General features: G+C 68.4%; 16 protein-coding genes and 1 pseudogene. 4 read left to right on the top strand and 13 right to left on the bottom strand.

Features of this window, described 5'->3' with window-relative positions; genetic code table 11:
• Positions 1-187: 187 nt before the first annotated feature.
• A pseudogene (locus tag ACWDTS_RS10875) lies at positions 188-1,786 on the bottom strand (bifunctional 3-(3-hydroxy-phenyl)propionate/3-hydroxycinnamic acid hydroxylase); the annotation flags it as partial.
• Between the two features lie 175 nt (positions 1,787-1,961).
• Between ACWDTS_RS10875 and ACWDTS_RS10880 the strand changes: the two are divergent.
• Complete coding sequence (locus ACWDTS_RS10880; protein WP_450108740.1) at positions 1,962-2,663, top strand: IclR family transcriptional regulator; 702 nt, start codon at positions 1,962-1,964, stop codon at positions 2,661-2,663.
• Between the two features lie 18 nt (positions 2,664-2,681).
• Here the strand turns inward: ACWDTS_RS10880 and ACWDTS_RS10885 are convergent, their stop codons facing one another.
• The 9 genes from ACWDTS_RS10885 to ACWDTS_RS10925 all read right to left on the bottom strand — a co-directional run bounded on the left by ACWDTS_RS10885 (position 2,682) and on the right by ACWDTS_RS10925 (position 12,239).
• Complete coding sequence (locus ACWDTS_RS10885; RefSeq protein WP_450108739.1) at positions 2,682-3,536, bottom strand: alpha/beta fold hydrolase; 855 nt, start codon at positions 3,534-3,536, stop codon at positions 2,682-2,684.
• Positions 3,533-4,489, bottom strand: coding sequence for a 3-carboxyethylcatechol 2,3-dioxygenase (locus ACWDTS_RS10890; protein WP_450108738.1), 957 nt, complete (start codon positions 4,487-4,489; stop codon positions 3,533-3,535). The genes ACWDTS_RS10885 and ACWDTS_RS10890 overlap by 4 nt, the downstream gene beginning before the upstream one ends.
• A gap of 172 nt (positions 4,490-4,661) precedes the next feature.
• On the bottom strand, positions 4,662-5,804 hold the full coding sequence (locus tag ACWDTS_RS10895) for a CoA transferase (protein ID WP_450118160.1): 1,143 nt from the start codon (positions 5,802-5,804) through the stop codon (positions 4,662-4,664).
• The gene (locus ACWDTS_RS10900) at positions 5,801-7,036 is read right to left on the bottom strand and encodes an acetyl-CoA C-acetyltransferase (protein ID WP_450118161.1); all 1,236 of its coding nucleotides are present in this window, start codon (positions 7,034-7,036) and stop codon (positions 5,801-5,803) included. Before ACWDTS_RS10900 ends, ACWDTS_RS10895 begins: the two co-directional genes overlap by 4 nt.
• Positions 7,029-8,732 carry an AMP-binding protein gene (locus tag ACWDTS_RS10905; protein WP_450118162.1) on the bottom strand — a complete coding sequence of 568 codons (1,704 nt, stop codon included), beginning with the start codon at positions 8,730-8,732 and terminating at the stop codon, positions 7,029-7,031. Before ACWDTS_RS10905 ends, ACWDTS_RS10900 begins: the two co-directional genes overlap by 8 nt.
• Positions 8,729-9,604, bottom strand: coding sequence for an alpha/beta fold hydrolase (locus ACWDTS_RS10910; RefSeq protein ID WP_450118163.1), 876 nt, complete (start codon positions 9,602-9,604; stop codon positions 8,729-8,731). Before ACWDTS_RS10910 ends, ACWDTS_RS10905 begins: the two co-directional genes overlap by 4 nt.
• Entirely contained in the window at positions 9,601-10,344 is a 744-nt protein-coding gene (locus ACWDTS_RS10915; protein ID WP_450118164.1) for a hypothetical protein, read from the bottom strand. Before ACWDTS_RS10915 ends, ACWDTS_RS10910 begins: the two co-directional genes overlap by 4 nt.
• Complete coding sequence (locus tag ACWDTS_RS10920; protein WP_450108732.1) at positions 10,344-11,537, bottom strand: acyl-CoA dehydrogenase family protein; 1,194 nt, start codon at positions 11,535-11,537, stop codon at positions 10,344-10,346. The genes ACWDTS_RS10915 and ACWDTS_RS10920 overlap by 1 nt, the downstream gene beginning before the upstream one ends.
• Positions 11,538-11,636: 99 nt before the next feature.
• Positions 11,637-12,239, bottom strand: coding sequence for a TetR/AcrR family transcriptional regulator (locus ACWDTS_RS10925; protein WP_450108731.1), 603 nt, complete (start codon positions 12,237-12,239; stop codon positions 11,637-11,639).
• Between the two features lie 143 nt (positions 12,240-12,382).
• Between ACWDTS_RS10925 and ACWDTS_RS10930 the strand changes: the two genes are divergently transcribed.
• The gene (locus tag ACWDTS_RS10930) at positions 12,383-12,916 is read left to right on the top strand and encodes a nuclear transport factor 2 family protein (protein WP_450118195.1); all 534 of its coding nucleotides are present in this window, start codon (positions 12,383-12,385) and stop codon (positions 12,914-12,916) included.
• A 50-nt stretch (positions 12,917-12,966) separates the two neighbouring features.
• Here the strand turns inward: ACWDTS_RS10930 and ACWDTS_RS10935 are convergent, their stop codons facing one another.
• Complete coding sequence (locus tag ACWDTS_RS10935) at positions 12,967-13,503, bottom strand: DinB family protein (RefSeq protein ID WP_450118165.1); 537 nt, start codon at positions 13,501-13,503, stop codon at positions 12,967-12,969.
• A 116-nt stretch (positions 13,504-13,619) separates the two neighbouring features.
• Here ACWDTS_RS10935 and ACWDTS_RS10940 point away from each other — a divergent pair, with 116 nt between their 5' ends.
• A complete protein-coding gene (locus ACWDTS_RS10940; RefSeq protein ID WP_450118166.1) occupies positions 13,620-14,444 on the top strand; it encodes an alpha/beta fold hydrolase in 825 nt (274 codons plus the stop codon).
• Between the two features lie 9 nt (positions 14,445-14,453).
• Here ACWDTS_RS10940 and ACWDTS_RS10945 read toward each other — a convergent pair whose 3' ends face one another.
• Together ACWDTS_RS10945 and ACWDTS_RS10950 are read right to left on the bottom strand one after the other, a co-directional pair.
• Entirely contained in the window at positions 14,454-14,636 is a 183-nt protein-coding gene (locus ACWDTS_RS10945; protein WP_450108728.1) for a hypothetical protein, read from the bottom strand.
• A gap of 61 nt (positions 14,637-14,697) precedes the next feature.
• Entirely contained in the window at positions 14,698-15,177 is a 480-nt protein-coding gene (locus ACWDTS_RS10950; RefSeq protein WP_450118167.1) for a TspO/MBR family protein, read from the bottom strand.
• A gap of 169 nt (positions 15,178-15,346) precedes the next feature.
• On the opposite strand from ACWDTS_RS10950, the gene ACWDTS_RS10955 reads away from it, so the two are divergent.
• Entirely contained in the window at positions 15,347-16,351 is a 1,005-nt protein-coding gene (locus ACWDTS_RS10955) for an MBL fold metallo-hydrolase (protein WP_450118168.1), read from the top strand.
• The last annotated feature ends 20 nt before the right edge of the window (positions 16,352-16,371 follow it).

Here is a 16,371-nt window from a genome sequence, read left to right on the forward strand (position 1 = left end):
CTGTTCCGGTCGGCCGCGAGCCGGAAGCGCGACCGTCTCGAGCATCCTCACACCCGGCCGCGCAGACAGTTGGCCGATCCGCCGAAATCGTCAGGCGGAGAACGGCACCCGGCAGGTGCGGTGAGAGTTCCGGCCGTCAGCCTGCGGCCGCGTCCGAAACGTCGTCCACCAGGTACTTGTCCATGCCCAGAACGCTCAGCAGTTGCGCCGACAGCAGACCGGCGTCCTGGGCGATGCCCGCGGCAGCCACGAAACGGTCCGGGCGCAGGAACAGGACGGATTCGCTGTGGGCGTCGAACCACTTCTTCAGCTGCCCCGGGTCGCCGACCACGGTCACGTCGTCGCCGTACGAGGTCTGCCCGATCTGAGCTGCCGGCACAACGGCGACGAGTCGGGCGCCGATCGCGCGCCACGCCTCCACGCTGCGTTTGTCGAGGACCGCGGTGGGGTCGTTGTTCCAGCAGAGCACCGCGAACCAGCTCCCGAGCACCTCGTCGAGCAGGCATCGCCCGTTCTCGGTGACCACCTCGGGCTGGATGAACATCCGTCCTACCGGCGAGGTCTTGCCGGGGCGAGGGACGACGGCGCCGGTCTCGTACCGCGGCATCGGCTTGAACCGCATCTCCAGGATGTATCGCTTCAGCGTGGGGAGCGCGGACGCCGAGCGGAGCACCCTGTCGCGGAGCCAGGCGAGGCGCTCGTTCCGCACCGAGATCACCCGTCCGACCATGGTGGACAGGTCGATCATCGCTCGTGCGTGGCCCCGTCGCTCTTCGTCGTAGGTCCTCAGCAGATCGGATTCGGCCTGACCCGAACACACCGCCGCGAGCTTCCAGCCGAGGTTCACGGCGTCGCGCACGCCGCTGTTGTATCCCTGCCCCTGCCAGACCGGCATCAGATGCGCCGCGTCGCCCGCGAGGAAGATGCGTCCGCGACCGAACTCCCCCGCGATCCGCGAGTGGTGGGTGTAGATGCGGTACGCGATGATCTCGGCGTCCTCCGGGCGCGGGATGTGCCGGCCCAGGAGCTTCCGCACGAATCCGAGATCGTCGACCTCGGTGTCGGACTCGTCGTCCATCAGCATGAATTCGAAGCGCCGGATGCCGTGGGCGATCGAGATGGAGGCGTAGGGCCGCACCGGGTCGGCGCCGACGTAGCTGTTCGGCGAACCGAGGGGGTCGTGGGCGAGGTCCACGACGAGCCAGCGCGTCGACGACGTGACACCGTCGAACGACGTGCCGATGATCCGTCGGGTGCGGCTCCGGCCACCGTCGCAGCCGACCACGTATCGCGCGCGCACCCGGCGCGGACGATCGTCCTCGAGGAGTTCGACCACGACACCGTCGTCCACCTCCCGCATGGTCTGCATCGAGGTGGACCAGCACACCTCGACGGTGGCGAAGCGCCGAAGTCCGTCCAGGAGTTCTGCATCCACGAGCGGCTGGACGAATCCGTTGCGCCGCGGCCAGCCGAACTGCGCTTCACTCGGCGCCATCTCCGCGAGAAGCTCACCCCTGCCGTTGACGAACCTCAGGATTTGATTCGGGATCAGGTGTCGTTCAACATGTTTCGCCAGTCCGATGCTCTGGAACGCGCGCATGGACTCGTCGTCCAGACCGACGCCACGCGGGTAGTCGATGAGCACGTCCCGCGCTTCGACGACGAGAACCTGCAGCCCTCGCGCTCCCAGGATGTTCGCCAGGGTGAGCCCGACGGGCCCGGCCCCCACAACGAGGACGTCGACGGCGGCAGGCACCGCGGCGGATCGTTCTCGAGCGTCGGTCACGTCGCCCCCTGGATGAGTGTAGTAATTATCGAACGTGCCGCTTCTATATACACACAGACTATGGCGAACGCGAGGTAACCGTGTCAACAGGCGGAGCGGGAATGGTGTATATAATGAATTGCATGTTGCTTTATTCGCACATGCGCGGCTGTGTCTCGACCGGGTCCGGTCCGGCATGACGACTTCCGACGCACGCTCCCGGCCCCAGCCCCAGGTCGGAAGCCAGACGCTGGCTCGCGGACTCACCGCACTGCTCGCGGTGGTGGATTCACCCACCGGCATGACCGTTCAGCAGCTTGCCGCAGAGCTCGGAGTCCACCGTTCGATCGCGTACCGAATCCTGCAGACGCTACGCGACTTCGGATTCGTGACACCCGGCTCGGACGGCGTGTACCGCCCCGGCTCACGTCTGGCCTCGCTCTCGACAGCCTATCTGCCGGCGTTGCGCGAGATCGCCACCCCGGTGATGCGGCGTCTCGCCGACCATGCCGGATGCACCGTCCACCTGTTCGTCGCCGAGCGGGACGAAGCCGTCTCCATCGAGGTCGTCGAGCCGGTCACCGTCCCCCAGCACATCTCCTTCCGCGCCGGGATGCGCACGACGCTGGATCGCGGAGCGGCCGCCTACGCCCTCCTGTCGGCCGGCCCGGCGCTGCCCGACGAACCCGAGGCCGTCACCGAGGCGCGCCGACGCGGATACGCCACGAGCGCGGGCGAAATCGAATCCGGTGTCTACGCGGTCGCGGCGCCCATCGCGAACTCGCACCCCACCGCGTGCCTCACTCTCATGAGCCACCGCGAGGAGCAGCTGACCGCAGCCTCACCGGAAGTCGTACGGGCCGCAGAGGAAATCGCCCGAGCGATACTCGACGCCTGAGCGTCTGGCGTACGAGACTCACCGTCCCGCGTCGTCGCACAGGAACCCGATCACGGCCTTGTCGCAGGTCTCCCGCTGCTCCCACTGGGGCCAGTGCCCCGCGCCGTCGATGAAGAGGAACTGCCCGTCCGGCAGTTTGTCGGCCATGTCCATCCCGGCCGCAGCGGGTCCGGACGGGTCGTTGCTGGTCCAGATCACCAGCACCGGCACCGTCACCGCCGCCAGGTCGGCGTCGGTCACCATGTTGCGCCGGCGCACCTCGGGATCCTGCAGACACAGGACGTGGCGCATCGACTCCGCAAACCCCGGCTGCGAATAGATCGCCCGGCGACACCCGACAAGTTCGTCTGTGACACTGGCGGGATCGGCCATGAGCCACTCGAGACGCGCCCGGATGCGCTCGTGGGTCGGTTCGTCGGCGGCGGCCTGACTCAGGTCCCGGATCCGCGCCATCACCTCGGGGGCTGCCATGGTTCCCCCGGGTGTGTTGAGCACGATCCGGCGCAGCCGATCAGGATGCGCGACAGCGAATTTGATCGCTACCCAGCCGCCGAGCGACTCGCCGCACAGGTGCGCCCGCTCCAGACCGAGATCATCGAGCAACGCGGCGAGATGGTCGACGTAGGCGTCGAGTTCGAGGTCGCGATCGGCCGGAGTCGTGTAGCCCTGCCCCGGGAAGTCGTAGGCGACGACGGAGAAGTGCTCGGCGAGCGCCGGTATGTTGCGCGAGTAGGCCTCCAGGTGACCTCCCGTGCCGTGCATGAGCACCAGCGCAGGCCCGGATCCCGCCCGCAGCACACGGGTTCGCCATCCGTCGATCTCGCGGTACTCGATCGTATGAGCCACCGAGCCGAGGTCGTCCCACATCGTCATCGCGCACCAGCCTCCTTCTGCATTGCCGTGGTGACGGCGAACCCGGCGAACCATTCCTTGATCGGCCGGTAGTACCGGCTGGTCATCTCGTAGGAACCCTGCGTGGACAGGGCCGCGTAAGCCGCGATCCAGGTACGGATCTCGTGAGCGGAGCGGCCGGCCTCCCCGGTGAACCAGTCGTTCGGCTTCTCGTCGAACGCGGCGATGTCGCCCGACTCGAACGCATCGAGCACCAGGGCATCCCACTCCGGATTGAGGTCGTGGAAGTCCGCCGATCCCGCAGCGAACGCCCCGGCGGCGGCCACGGTACGAGACTCCCGCTCCCGCCGTTGCTCTGCAGTCGGGTTGCGCCCGTGCGTGATCCGCGCGGCGACCTCCGGAGTCGCACCCTCCAGCCGCGGAACAGGCGGATCGTGCGAGAGACCACCGGACCCGACGACGAGTACTCTCTTCCCGGATTCCCCCAGGACCCGCCCTGCCGCCTCCCCCAGCAGACGGGCTCGGCTCGCCGGGCCGAGCGGCTCGGCCACACAGTTGACGAACACCGGAACCACGGGCGGGATCTCGTCCACCGACCCGAACAGGAAGAGCAGGGGCTGGACGAAACCGTGGTCGACCTGCATCGCTTCGGACAACGCGACGTCGACACCCGAATCGAGAGCATGCCGCGCGATCGCATAGGCGGCGTCGCGGTCCACCGGGAGCGGCCCGCTCGGCAGGCCGTAGTCACCCACGGATGCCGCTGCTGCACCGACGCAGAACGACGGCATCAGGTCGTACAGGAATCCGTTGTAATGGTCGGGGGCGAAGACGAGCACGAGTTCGGGATCGAAGGCTTCCACGAAAGCCCTGGCTCCGGCTAGTTGTTCGCGCACTTCGCGCACGACGTCCGCCGCCGGATCGTGCAGGCCGATCAGCGGCGAGTGCGACGAGGCGCACAAGGCAAGCGGCATGGCAGCTCCGTCCGTCGACCGGCCTGTCCTTGCCGGTGATGCCCCGACCGTTGTTCTGTATATACACAAGCAACCTCGGTATATACACGCGTGACGGTAGCATGCGACACACAGACCCACAACGAGCCCGGAGGGCGAATCCGGTTCGATCCCAATCGAACCGGTGGGATCGTCAGTCCGACAGCGCTGCGAGGATCTCGTCGGTGTGCTGCCCGTGCCGAGGTGCCGGCCGCGCCTCGGTGTACCGACCGTTCCAGCGCAGTGGCGATCGTGCGGTCAGGACGGGCCCGATCCCGGGCTGGTCGACGTACTGCACCACCGCGTCCGGGCGGGCCGCGAGATCGGCGGCGACCTCGTCCATCGTCCGGTACGGCGCCCACAGCACTCGGGTGCCCGCAAGGTCCGCTTCGACCTGCGCGAGGGTGCGCGACGAGAACCACGGGGCGAGGATCGCGGTGATCGCATCCCGCGCCTCGAACCGATCACCTTCCGCGGTCAGATCGAGGCCGCGTTGCTTCTCGAGCGCCGCGAACACATCCGCGGTTCCGGTGACCTCGACCAGCGCCCGCCACTGCCCCGGCGTCAGGCCGACGATCATCACCGAACGACCGTCGCTCGTCGGGAAGTCGGAGCCGTAGCTGCCGAACAACGCGTTCCCGATCCGGTCGCGACCGGACCCACGCGCCTCGGCCTCGGCGAGCCAGCCCATGCTCGCGACCGCGGAGACCGCGACGTCGTCGAGGGCGAGTTCCAGGTAGCTGCCCTCACCGGTCCGGTCACGCCGGTGCAGTGCCGTGACGATGCCGAGCGCGGCGTGGACACCGGTGATCAGGTCCCACGCGGGCAACACGTGGTTCACCGGCGCGGTGTGCTCGGCCGGTCCGGTCATCGACGGCAGTCCGACGGCTGCGTTGACGGTGTAATCGACGGCCGGGCTTCCGTCCGCGTTGCCGGCGATGTGCAGGTGGATCAGGTCGGGCCGGCGAGCGGCCAGCGCCGCGTGCGCGAGCCAAGGGGCATGCGCGGCGTTCTCGAGGACGATGCCCGCCCGGACGATCAGATCGACGACCACCGCGCGGCCCTCGTCGCTGCGCAGATCCACCGCCAGGGACCGTTTCGCCTGGTTGAGCCCGGTCCAGTAGAGGCTCTCGCCGTCGTCGGTGAGCGGCCAGCGCCCACCGTCGACGGCCCCGCCGACCGGGTCGACGCGGATGACGTCGGCACCGAGTTCGGCGAGCATGCGTCCCGCGGTGGGACCGGCGACGAAACTCGACAGGTCGACGACCTGGACGCCGTCGAGGGGGCGCGCGGTCACGACACCCGCTCGAAGATCGCGGTCAGACCCTGGCCACCGCCGATGCACATCGTCTCGAGGCCGTAGCGGGCACCACGGCGGTCGAGTTCACGCAGCAGGGTCGCGAGGATGCGCACACCGGTCGCGCCGACCGGATGCCCCAGCGAGATACCGGAGCCGTTGACGTTGGTGCGATCGAAATCCGCTGCGGTGAAATTCCATTCGCGGGTCACCGCGAGTGCCTGCGCGGCGAACGCCTCGTTGAGTTCGATCAGGTCGATGTCGGCGAGGGACAGACCGGCACGCTTCAGCGCCTTCTCGGTGGACGGCACCGGACCGATACCCATCTCGGACGGGGCGACGCCCGCGGCAGCCCAGGTCACGAGCCGGCCCAGCGGCCGCAACCCGAGACGCTCTGCGGTGGCACGGCCGGTGACGACACAGGCTGCGGCACCGTCGTTCTGGCCACTCGCGTTGCCCGCGGTGACGGTCGCGTCGGGATCCTGCCTGCCCATGATCGGGCGCAGTTTCGCGAGGGTCTCGACGGTGGTGTCGGCGCGCGGGTGTTCGTCGCGATCGATCACCTTCGACTCGCCCTTGCGTTGCGGCACGGTGACCGGCACGATCTCCTCCGCGAACTTGCCGGAGTCGATGGCCGCGACCGCGCGGCGGTGCGATTCGACGGCGAGTTCGTCCTGTTCGAGGCGGGAGATGCCGTACTTGCGCCGCAGGTTCTCCGCGGTCTCGAGCATGCCGCCCGGGACCGGATGGTTGCGTCCGCCGGCTGTGACGCGCCCGCGGGCGAGCCGGTCGTGCAGGGCCGCGGGGGCACCCTTGGCGCCCCAGCGCATCGATTCGGTGTAGTACTCGGCGCGGCTCATGGATTCGACGCCACCGGCGATCACGATGTCGGCGACACCGGTCTGGACGCGCATCGCCGCGTCGAGCACCGCCTGCAGGCCCGAGCCGCAACGACGGTCGAGCTGCAGCCCGGGGACGGTGACGGGCAGGCCGGCGTCGAGCGCGGCGACCCGGCCCATCGCCGGAGCCTCCCCGTTGGGGTAGCACTGGCCGAAGATCACGTCGTCGATCTGCTCGGGGTCGATGCCGGTGCGGGACACCAACTCCGACACGACGCGGGCGGCGAGATCGGTGGCGGGCACGTCGACGAACATGCCGCCGTATCGGCCGACGGGGGTGCGCAGCGGTTCGCAGATCACCACATCGGTGGCGCTGGCGGTGGAATCAGTCACGGCGGTAGTCCCTTTCGCGATCGGTCCAGTTCTGCGCCCACTCGCGCAGCTCGACGGCCCTGATCTTCGTTCCGTTTCCGCCCACGGTGGTGGGCAGGTGATCGACGATGTGCACTGCCGACGGCACCTTGAACGCAGCGAGTTCCTCACGGCACCAGCGCTTCAGAACGTCGGCATCGGTGTCGGCGGACGCGTCGTCGGTGGGGACGACGAACGCGACGGCCTGTGTGTAGCCGCCGTCGCCGGTGATCCCGACGACCTTGACGATCCCCACGTCGGGGTGCTGCGCGAGGCGGTGCTCGATCTCCGCGGGATCGACGAGGAATCCACGCAGCCGCAGCACATCTCCCATGCGGCACACGAATCGATAAGCGCCGTCACCGGTCGCGACCGCAAGGTCGCCGCTCCGGAACCAGCCGTCGGCCGTGAACGCGCGCTGCGCTGCCTCCGGGTTGCCGAGATAGGCGTCGACGACGTTGGGGCCGCGCAACTGCAGCTCGCCCTGCTCGCCGTCGGGAAGGACGCGGTCGTCCACCGGATCGACGATCCGCGCTTCGATCCACGGTGCCACGGGCCGTCCGCCGCCGTTCCAGCGCACCGACTCCGGATCCTCGGCAGACCACAGCAGTGTGAGCGCGAAGACCTCGGACGAACCGAAGACACCGGAGGTGAGGGCACCGAATTCGTCGCGGGCCCAGCGGGCGACGTCGTGGGATCGACCCAGGAAGTCGGCGATACCGAGCCACTTCAGAGCCGACAGGTCGGAACGTTGCTCCGTGTGCCAGGTGTCGTACAGCCGTCCGAACAGGTCGTCGCCGCCCACCACGTGGGTGACCTTCAACTCCTGCATGCGGCGGAGCACCGCGGCGGCGTCGAACACCGGCTCCATGAGCAGGCTTCCACCACCGGCGAGCGTCGCCATGGCGGTGCTGAATCCGAACACTCCGGACACCGGCAGCACGCACAACGTCACATCGCCGGGGACCACTCCCATGATCGCGGCGTCGGCGCGACCGTGCCGCACCACCGCCGAATCCCGGTGCGCGGCAAGCTTGGGCGTGCCGGTGGACCCGGAGGTCGTGAACGCCGCCGCAAGCAGGTCCGACGGATCGGCGACCGCACCGGCGGCGGTGACCGTCGCGGTGACCGGGGTACGGGGTACACGGGTGCCGCGGATGTCGCCGCTGCCGACGAGCCATGCTCCGCCGCCGAGGTCGAATCCCGCCGGGTCGACGGGTGTGGCCGGTGCGGACGGACCGGTGACTACCGCGACGGCCGGGGTGGCGACCTCCGAAGCCGATTCAGCTGCGGCACTCAGTGTTCCGAACAGATCGAGACCGTGGAAGGACGCGGCCACGGCGACCACCGCCGGGCGGGCGGCGACGAGGATGTGCGCGACCTCGCCGGTGTTGTAGCGGGTGTTGACGCCGATGACGTGGGCGCCGAGCGACGACGCGGCAAACTGCCACACCAGCGCGTCGGACCAGTTCGGCAGCATCGCGGCGATGCACTGGCCGGATTCGATTCCGGCATCCGCGAGTTCGGTGCGCAGGGCATCGACCTGTTCACCGAAACGGGCGCGGGTGCAGGTGCGGATCTCGTCACCGACGACGTCGAAGGCGAGCGGCGCGTCCGGGTCGGTGGCGATCAACTCCGCGAGGAGTCCGGTCAGCGAGGTGGTGTCGGTGGTGGTCACAACGCGACCTCCTCGGAAATCCTTACTGGGGAAACAGTTTCGCCGAGTTCACGGAACCAGGTGTCGACGAGGGCAGCGAAGTCGTCGACTTCCTCCATCGGGTAGTGACCGATCCCGGCCAGCCCGGTGTACCGCGCGAGGCCGGGATGCGCCTCGTTGATGCGGACGGCCACCTGCTCGACCTCGGCGGCGCGGATCCACGGATCGTCGAGGCCGGCGACGAGATGGATGGGTGCGTCGATGAGGTGCAGACGGTCTCGGACGTCGTGGCTGCCCCAGCCGATCAGGTCGGACGAGGAGATCTCGGGGTCCTCGCGCTTGTGCATCGTCGCGATCACGCGTGCCTTGTCGTCGGGCACCGAGGTGCCCACCGACGCCAGGGTTCCGAGATAGGTGCGTTCGGCGCGGGCCGGGCCGGCGACGTCCTCGAGTTCCCGCCGTAGTCCGGCAACGTTGACGCGCCCCGGACCGGCCTCGGCCTCCATCGCGACGGCGCCGGCCAGCGGACGTTCCGGGCGGACGGACAGTTCGAGGGTGAGCTTGCCGCCGATGGAACAGCCGACCACATACGGGCGCTCGATCTCGAGTTCGTCGAGGACGGCGCAGAGCCAGTCGCCGTACGCGGTCAGCGACGTGACCGGTCCGCCCGGGGCCGGATCGGAGCGTCCGTGGCCCGGCAGATCGGGCACGATGACGCGGTATCCGCGGGCGGCGAGGTCGCGGGCGACGTGACGGTACTGCACGCCGCTCTGTCCCGCGGTATGGATGCAGAGCACGGTCGGCAACGTATCCGGCGCGGGATGCGCATCGGGAGTGACGATCTCGACGAACCCGAGGGCACCGGCGATCTCGAGGTAGCGCGCTTCGATCACGGCCGGACCTCCTGGACGAGTGCGCGCGCGTGCGCGATGACGATGTTGAGCGGTTTGGTGAGTCGCAGGTACTCGTATCCGTCTCCGCTGGAGGAGAATTCGCCGCCGATGGCACGGCGCATGAAGTCGTCGCGTTCGGCGAGCACCACCTCGACCCAAAGATGCGCCGGCGCAACGAAGGTGAAGGTCGCGCCGTGCGGGGTGCGCCGCGTGACGTCGACGATGCGGCCCTTGTAGATCCGCAGGTGCAGTTCCCGGTCGTCGCAGCGCAGGCCGATCGTGCCGTCCCAGCTCGACAACGACGACGCGAACTCCGCGTCCTCGTCGAGACGTGCGCGCAGCAGCTCACCCCACGCCGCGGTGCAGAAGTCCAGCTCCGGACGCGCCGGGGCGGCGGTCGGATCGTCGAGCCGCCAGGTTTCGGTTCCGCACTCCCGCACGGTCCCGGTGTCGTCGACGAGCCGGACGTACCGGTCGACGATGCCGTCGGCGATGCGCGTGACCAGCACGTCCGCGTGAACGGCGTCGTCGTGGGTGACCGGACGGCTCGTGGACCAGGTGATGCCGGTCCGGGTTGCGCCGGGGATGGGCGGTGTCAGCAGTTCGGCGGCGATCGCGCCCGCGAGCGCACTGCCGCCGGGCAGGGCGATGCCGGCTTCGGCGAGCAGCGGGGCGAGTTCCCGTGCTGCTCCGGCGATTCGGTCGCCGACGGTGACGAGATCGGATGTTGTGAGGGTCATCAGTCTTCGACCCTTCCGAGCAGTTCGTCGGAGATGATGCGCATCTGGATCTCGCTGGTGCCCTCGAAGATCTTCGTCAGGCGCGCATCCCGCCAGTGCCGTTCGACCTGGAAATCGGTGGTGTAGCCGGCGCCGCCGTGGATCTGCACGGCCTCACTGGTGACCTGCTCGGCCATCTCGGTGGCGACGAGTTTGCACATCGACGCCTCGAGCGAGCAGCGCCGCCCGGTGTCGATGTCGGTGGCGACCGAGTACATGAGCTGGCGGGCCGCTTCGATGTCGGCCGCCATCTTCGCGATCTTGAACCGGAGGTGCTGGAAATCGCCGATGGGGCGGCCGAACTGGCGGCGGGTGTGGACGTACGCGATGGAGTCCTCGAGCGCGGCCCGCGCCAGGCCGATCGCCCGCGCCGCGGTGTGCGCGCGGCCGACCTCGAGTCCCGACACGGCGAGGTAGAAGCCCTTGCCCTCCTCGCCGAGCATCGCCGACGCCGGGATGCGGAAGTTGTCGAACGACAGCTCCCACGTGTTCCACCCGAAGTAGCCGATCTTGCGGACCTTCGTACCGGAGATCCCTTCCGGGAATACGCCGCGTTCCTTCTCGACGAGGAACGCGCTGATGCCGCGGTGCGGCTTGGCGGGGTCCTTGTTCGGGTCGGTGCGGGCGAACAGAACCAGGTAGTCGGCTTCGTCGGCGTAGGTGCACCACATCTTGGTGCCGTTGACGACCCACTCGTCGCCGTCGCGGGTGGCGCGGCACGAGATGTTGGCGACGTCGGATCCGGCTTCGGCCTCCGAGAGCGCGTAGGCGCCGAGGTATTCGCCGCGGGCGACCTTCGGCAGCAGTGCCGCCTCCTGCTCCGGGGTGAAGCCGCCGCCCATGCCGTTGCCGCGGGCGAGCAGGCCCGACACGCTCATCCAGGCACGGGACAACTCTTCGGCGACGAGGCAGTACTCGAAGACGCCGAGCCCGAGGCCCCCGTGCTCCTCCGGGATCATGATGCCGAAGAAACCGATGTCGGCCATTTCCTTCTTCAGCGAATCCGGGATCGTGCCCTGGACGGGGTCGAGTTCGTTGGCGATGGGCAGCACCTTCGTCATCGCGAAGTCCCGCGCGAGGTCGCGGATGGCGAGGCGTTCCTCGGTGAGGTAGCGCGGGGTATCGGTGCGTGGCTGGGACGGCCGGTGGGTCATGGACACTCCCTCGATGGGCCGGGCAGGCGGGCAAGCAAGGCATTAACGCTTGTTCACCCAGTACAGCATGACCTCCGTCACCCCGTCAACGGCTGAACGCTACGAAGGCCGGTATCCGACGAGGTTGAGGGCGTAGACGCCGTAGTCGTCGGCGACCTGCTGGGCCGTGAGCGGACCCTCGGGCCGGAACCAGAGTGGGATGCCGGCGCACATCGTCAGCACCGCCGTGACGGCCTGGTGAACATGCGGAACCGAGAAAACACCCTGGTCGACGCCGTCTCGAGCAATGTCGACGAACAGCTGTTCCTGCGCGTCGCGGGAGCCGACGACACGCTTGCGGTCCACTTCGCCGAGGTAGCGCAGTTCGGAGTTGGCCACCAGGCAGGCGCGGGGATTGCGGGCGGTGTACAGGGCGTGCGCCACGACCGCGGCGCGCCAGCGATCGACCGGATGCGGGCCGGCCTTGCGCAGGGCATTGCGGGTGACGGTGAACTGTTCGTCACTGGCCCGTCGCAGGATCTCGACGAGCAGTTCGGACTTGTTCTCGAAGTGGTTGTAGACGTTCGCAGCGCTGCAACCTGCACTGTTGGCGATATTGCGCATCGTCGCACCGTGGAATCCGGACGCATAGAACTCGTCGAGCGCCGTCTCCAGAATGCGTTCGCGCACCCCCACCTGCACACCAACCGACCGAGTGTTCATGTATCGGAGCGTAGAGGTCGAACAAACGACCAGCAAGAACCCCGACTTGACCACCCGATAACCCCTGGAATATGGTCCACATCACATGAACGTGCGTTAATCACCGTCGATTATCGATCTCGGAGGATCACGCTGTGACCGCCATGGAGTTCACCGGCGAGGCCACTCTCGCCGACCGCATCGCCCGCCTCGAGGACCTCGAGGCAATCCGCTTGCTCGACGCCCGCTACTGCCGCCACCTCGACGACGGGGACTGGGACGCGCTGATGGACCTGTTCACCGACGACGGTGAATTCGACGGCCTGTCCCACCCGCGCGGGAAGGCCGAGATGCGCGAGTTCTTCGCCGGCCTCGCCGACGGCGGCCTGACCGCCTTCTGGCACTTCATCACCAACCTGGAGATCGACCTCGACGGCGACCGCGCGACCGTCCGCTCGTTCCTGTGGCAGCCGTGCGTCACCGACGGGGTCGCGAGCGTCGCCGCCGGCCGGTACACGGACGAGGTCGTCAAGATCGACGGCCGCTGGCTGTACAAGGTCAAGCAGGTGCGCTTCCACTTCTTCGGACCACTCGAATCCGGATGGGACGAAAACCTTTTCGCACTCGACTCCGCGCGCAGGGCGGCGGTGCGTCCCTCCCCCTCTTTTTCCGAGCGAGCGGTACATTCAGTCGATTGAAGGAGACGAGGGATACATTCGCTCGGAAAAAGGAGGGCGGGGAGGGACGGCTAGTCGAAGGTCATGCCGGCGTCGGCGCCGCGCTGCATGGTGCTGTTCGCGCCGTCGAGCGATTCGCGGATGATGTCCGCGTGGCCGCTGTGGTGTGCGGTCTCACGAATGATGTGCAGCAACACCTTTCGCGCACTCCACCACTCCCGCTCCGGCGCCCAGGGCGCGGTGGGCAGCGGCACCTGCAAGTCGAGATCGTCGAGTGCCAGGACGAACCGTTCGGTCTCCCGCGCGACCTCGGCGTACGCCTCGAGCAGGCCGGCGAGGGTCTCGTCGTCGTTCATGTAGTACTGCACCATCGCCGATTCCATGTCGAACGTGGTGGTGTCGTCGAGGTTGCGGATCGTCTCGATCCAGGTCTTCTCCGTCGCCGTGACGTGCTTGATCAAACCACCGACCGTGAGATCACTGACGGTGCTGCGCGTGCGGGCCTGTTCGTCGGTCAGGTTGCGGGCGGTGATCAGCAGCATCTCGCGCTGCTCCGCGAGGATGTCGAGGATGTCCGCGCGTTCTCCGGTTCGGGAATTGTCGGTCATGTCCACTGCCCTTCCGTCGTGGTGATGATGTAATCCACGGTAAGAGCGATTGCGGACAACTTCGGTCACCAATTGGCGGGCGATGAGAAACCACGTCCGCGCGGGTCTGTTCGTGCATGACCATCACACACACCGTTCCCGTGTCCGGCGGCCGGCTGCACTGCGAGGTTCGCGGCGCCGGCCCCCTGCTGATCCTGACCGGCGCCCCGATGGGCGCCGCGGCCCTGGCCCCGTTCGCCGAGGTCCTCGCGGACGACCACACCGTCGTCACCCACGACCCGCGCGGTATCGGGCGCAGTGTCCTCGACGACCCGCACTCCGATTCGACCCCCGACCTGCGCGCCGCCGACCTCGTCGCCGTCCTCGACGCCCTCGATGCGGAGGCCGCCGACGTCTTCGGCACCAGCGGAGGCGCGGTCACCGGTCTCGCCCTCGTGACACTGCACCCGAAGCGGGTACGCACACTGGTCGCTCACGAACCGCCGCTGCTCGAGCTGCTGCACGACGCCGCCGAGCGACGCGCCGCGGTGGATGCGATGGTCGACACCTTCCACCGTGACGGCCTCGGTGCGGCGTGGGCCGCGTTCATGGCCTTCGCCGGATTCGACTCCGGCGCTGCCGGACCCGACGAACAACCCTCCGGTCCCCCGCCGGGAGAGTCACCGGACCAGGACCTCGCCGACGGCGCCCGCTTCTTCGCCCACGAGATCCGGGGAACCACCCGCTATCTGCCCGACCTCGCCGCGTTGACGGCGACGCCCGCACGACTCGTGGTCGGCATCGGCACCGAGTCGCGGGGGCTCGTGACGTACGCGACGTCGATCGCCCTGGCCGAGGCACTTTCCTTGACACCGAAGGAGTTTCCCGGAGGTCACGCCGGATTCGTCGAGCAGCCCGAGAAGTTCGCCGCCGTGCTGCGCGATGCACTCACCCGGCCGTGAGACGTGCGGTCAGGCCGCGAATCCGACCGCACCGATCACCGGGATGATCGTCATGAACACGATCGCGACGGCGAACAGCGTGATCGTCACCTTCTTGTCCCACTTGCTCCGGGTTCCGGTCGCGGCAAGCATGAAGAACACGAATCCGATGCAGATGGAGACGATGCCGATCATCACGGGTGTTTCGAGCATGCCCCCATCATCGCGTATGCCGAAGTCACGGTCGCCGTGCACCTGCGCCGGGTGAAGCACGTCACCGGTTGAGCTGCGCGATCCGCCCGCTCAGCACCGTCGCGAACCCGGTCCACGCCGCATAGGGTGCCAGTGCCGCACCCGCGATGGGCACGGCGTCGGCGGTGCGTCGTACGAGGTCGGCACTGCTGGCGGCGAGCAGTGCCGCGACCACCGTCGCCGGGATGAGCCGTCCGCCCTTGAAGAACACCCACGACCACGAGCCGTTGAGCACGAGATTCGCGGCGAGCGCGGCGACGTACGCGCGTCGCGCATCGAGTTCGCGACGCCGGGTCAGTTCGTCGATCGCCGCTGCGGACGTGACCGCGATGTCGGCGTACAACGCGGTCCAGACTATGGGGAAAGCCGAGGCCGGCGGCTGGAACGACGGCTTACGGAGGCGGCGGTACCAGCGGGAATACGATCCCCGGGACGCGACGGACCCGACGAAAGCGGTGATCGCCGTCGCCGCTGTGGTTCCCAGTACCGTTGCTGGTCTCATGCCCCACACCCACCTCTCCTCGACACAGTTGCCCCGTGCGTCTCCGACACAGTTGCCCCGTGCGTCTCCGACACAGTTGCCCCGTGCGACTTACCCGTACACCCTCCGGCCGAAACCCACGCACTTCGGGCGGTAGCGTGGATGGTCCATACAGATCAGGGGGACGGATATGGAACACGGTGGTCTGACGCAGATCGGAGACGCGGTGTGGGCGTTCGTGCGCCCGGGCGGCGGATGGGGCGAAGCGAACACCGGGCTCGTCGTCTCCCCCGGCGCGGCATCCCTGGTCGTGGACACCGTCTGGGATGTGGCGTGGGCCCAGCGCATTTCCGACGTACAGCAACCGCTCGTCATCGACGCTCCCGTCACGGAAGCGGTCAACACCCATTCCGACGGAGATCACTGGTGGGGCAACGACACCCTGCCCCCGACGGCGCGGATCACCACCAGTGCGGCGGCGTTGGACGCGATGCACGAGGACCTGCCGCCCGCCGGCTTGAGGGCGCTGGCGACCGCGGGCGAGTTGATCGGCCGCATGCCGGGGCCGGTGAGTGCGGCTGTGGCCTACTCGGCACGGGTGCGAGCGGGGGCCCGATTCCCCCGTCGCACACCACGTTTGCCGGACCGCACCTTCGACACGACCCTCCGGCTGACGGTCGGCGATCGCACGGTGGACCTCGAGCGCCTGGGCCCGTGCCACACCGCGGGCGACGTCGTCGTGCACGTGCCCGACGCGGGCGTGGTGTTCACCGGCGACCTGTTGTGGGTCGGATCCACCCCGATCCTGTGGAACGGTCCGCTCGACAACTGGTTCGCTGCCCTCGACCGCCTCATCGGGTGGGACGCCGCGGTGTACGTTCCCGGTCACGGGTCGACCGGGACCGTCGACGACCTGCGCGCACTCCGCGACTACTGGTTGTGGCTGCGCGACGTCGGCCGCGTCCACTACGAGCGCGGGACCTCCGTGCGGCAGGCGGCGCGAGAAATAGTGCGCAGCAACGAATTCGGGCGATGGAGTTCGTGGCATGCGCCTGAACGGCTGGCGTTGAGCCTGAGCACACTGTTCGACCAGTGGAGCGGCAACCCGCCGGGCGCTCCCACCATCACGCGCCGCGCCCGCGCTTTCGCCGACGCGGAAACACTTCTGCGCGAGGGACTGTTCCGAACTCCCTGACTCCGAAGCGTTCCCGCGAC

The organism is Rhodococcus sp. NPDC003383 (assembly GCF_053589115.1).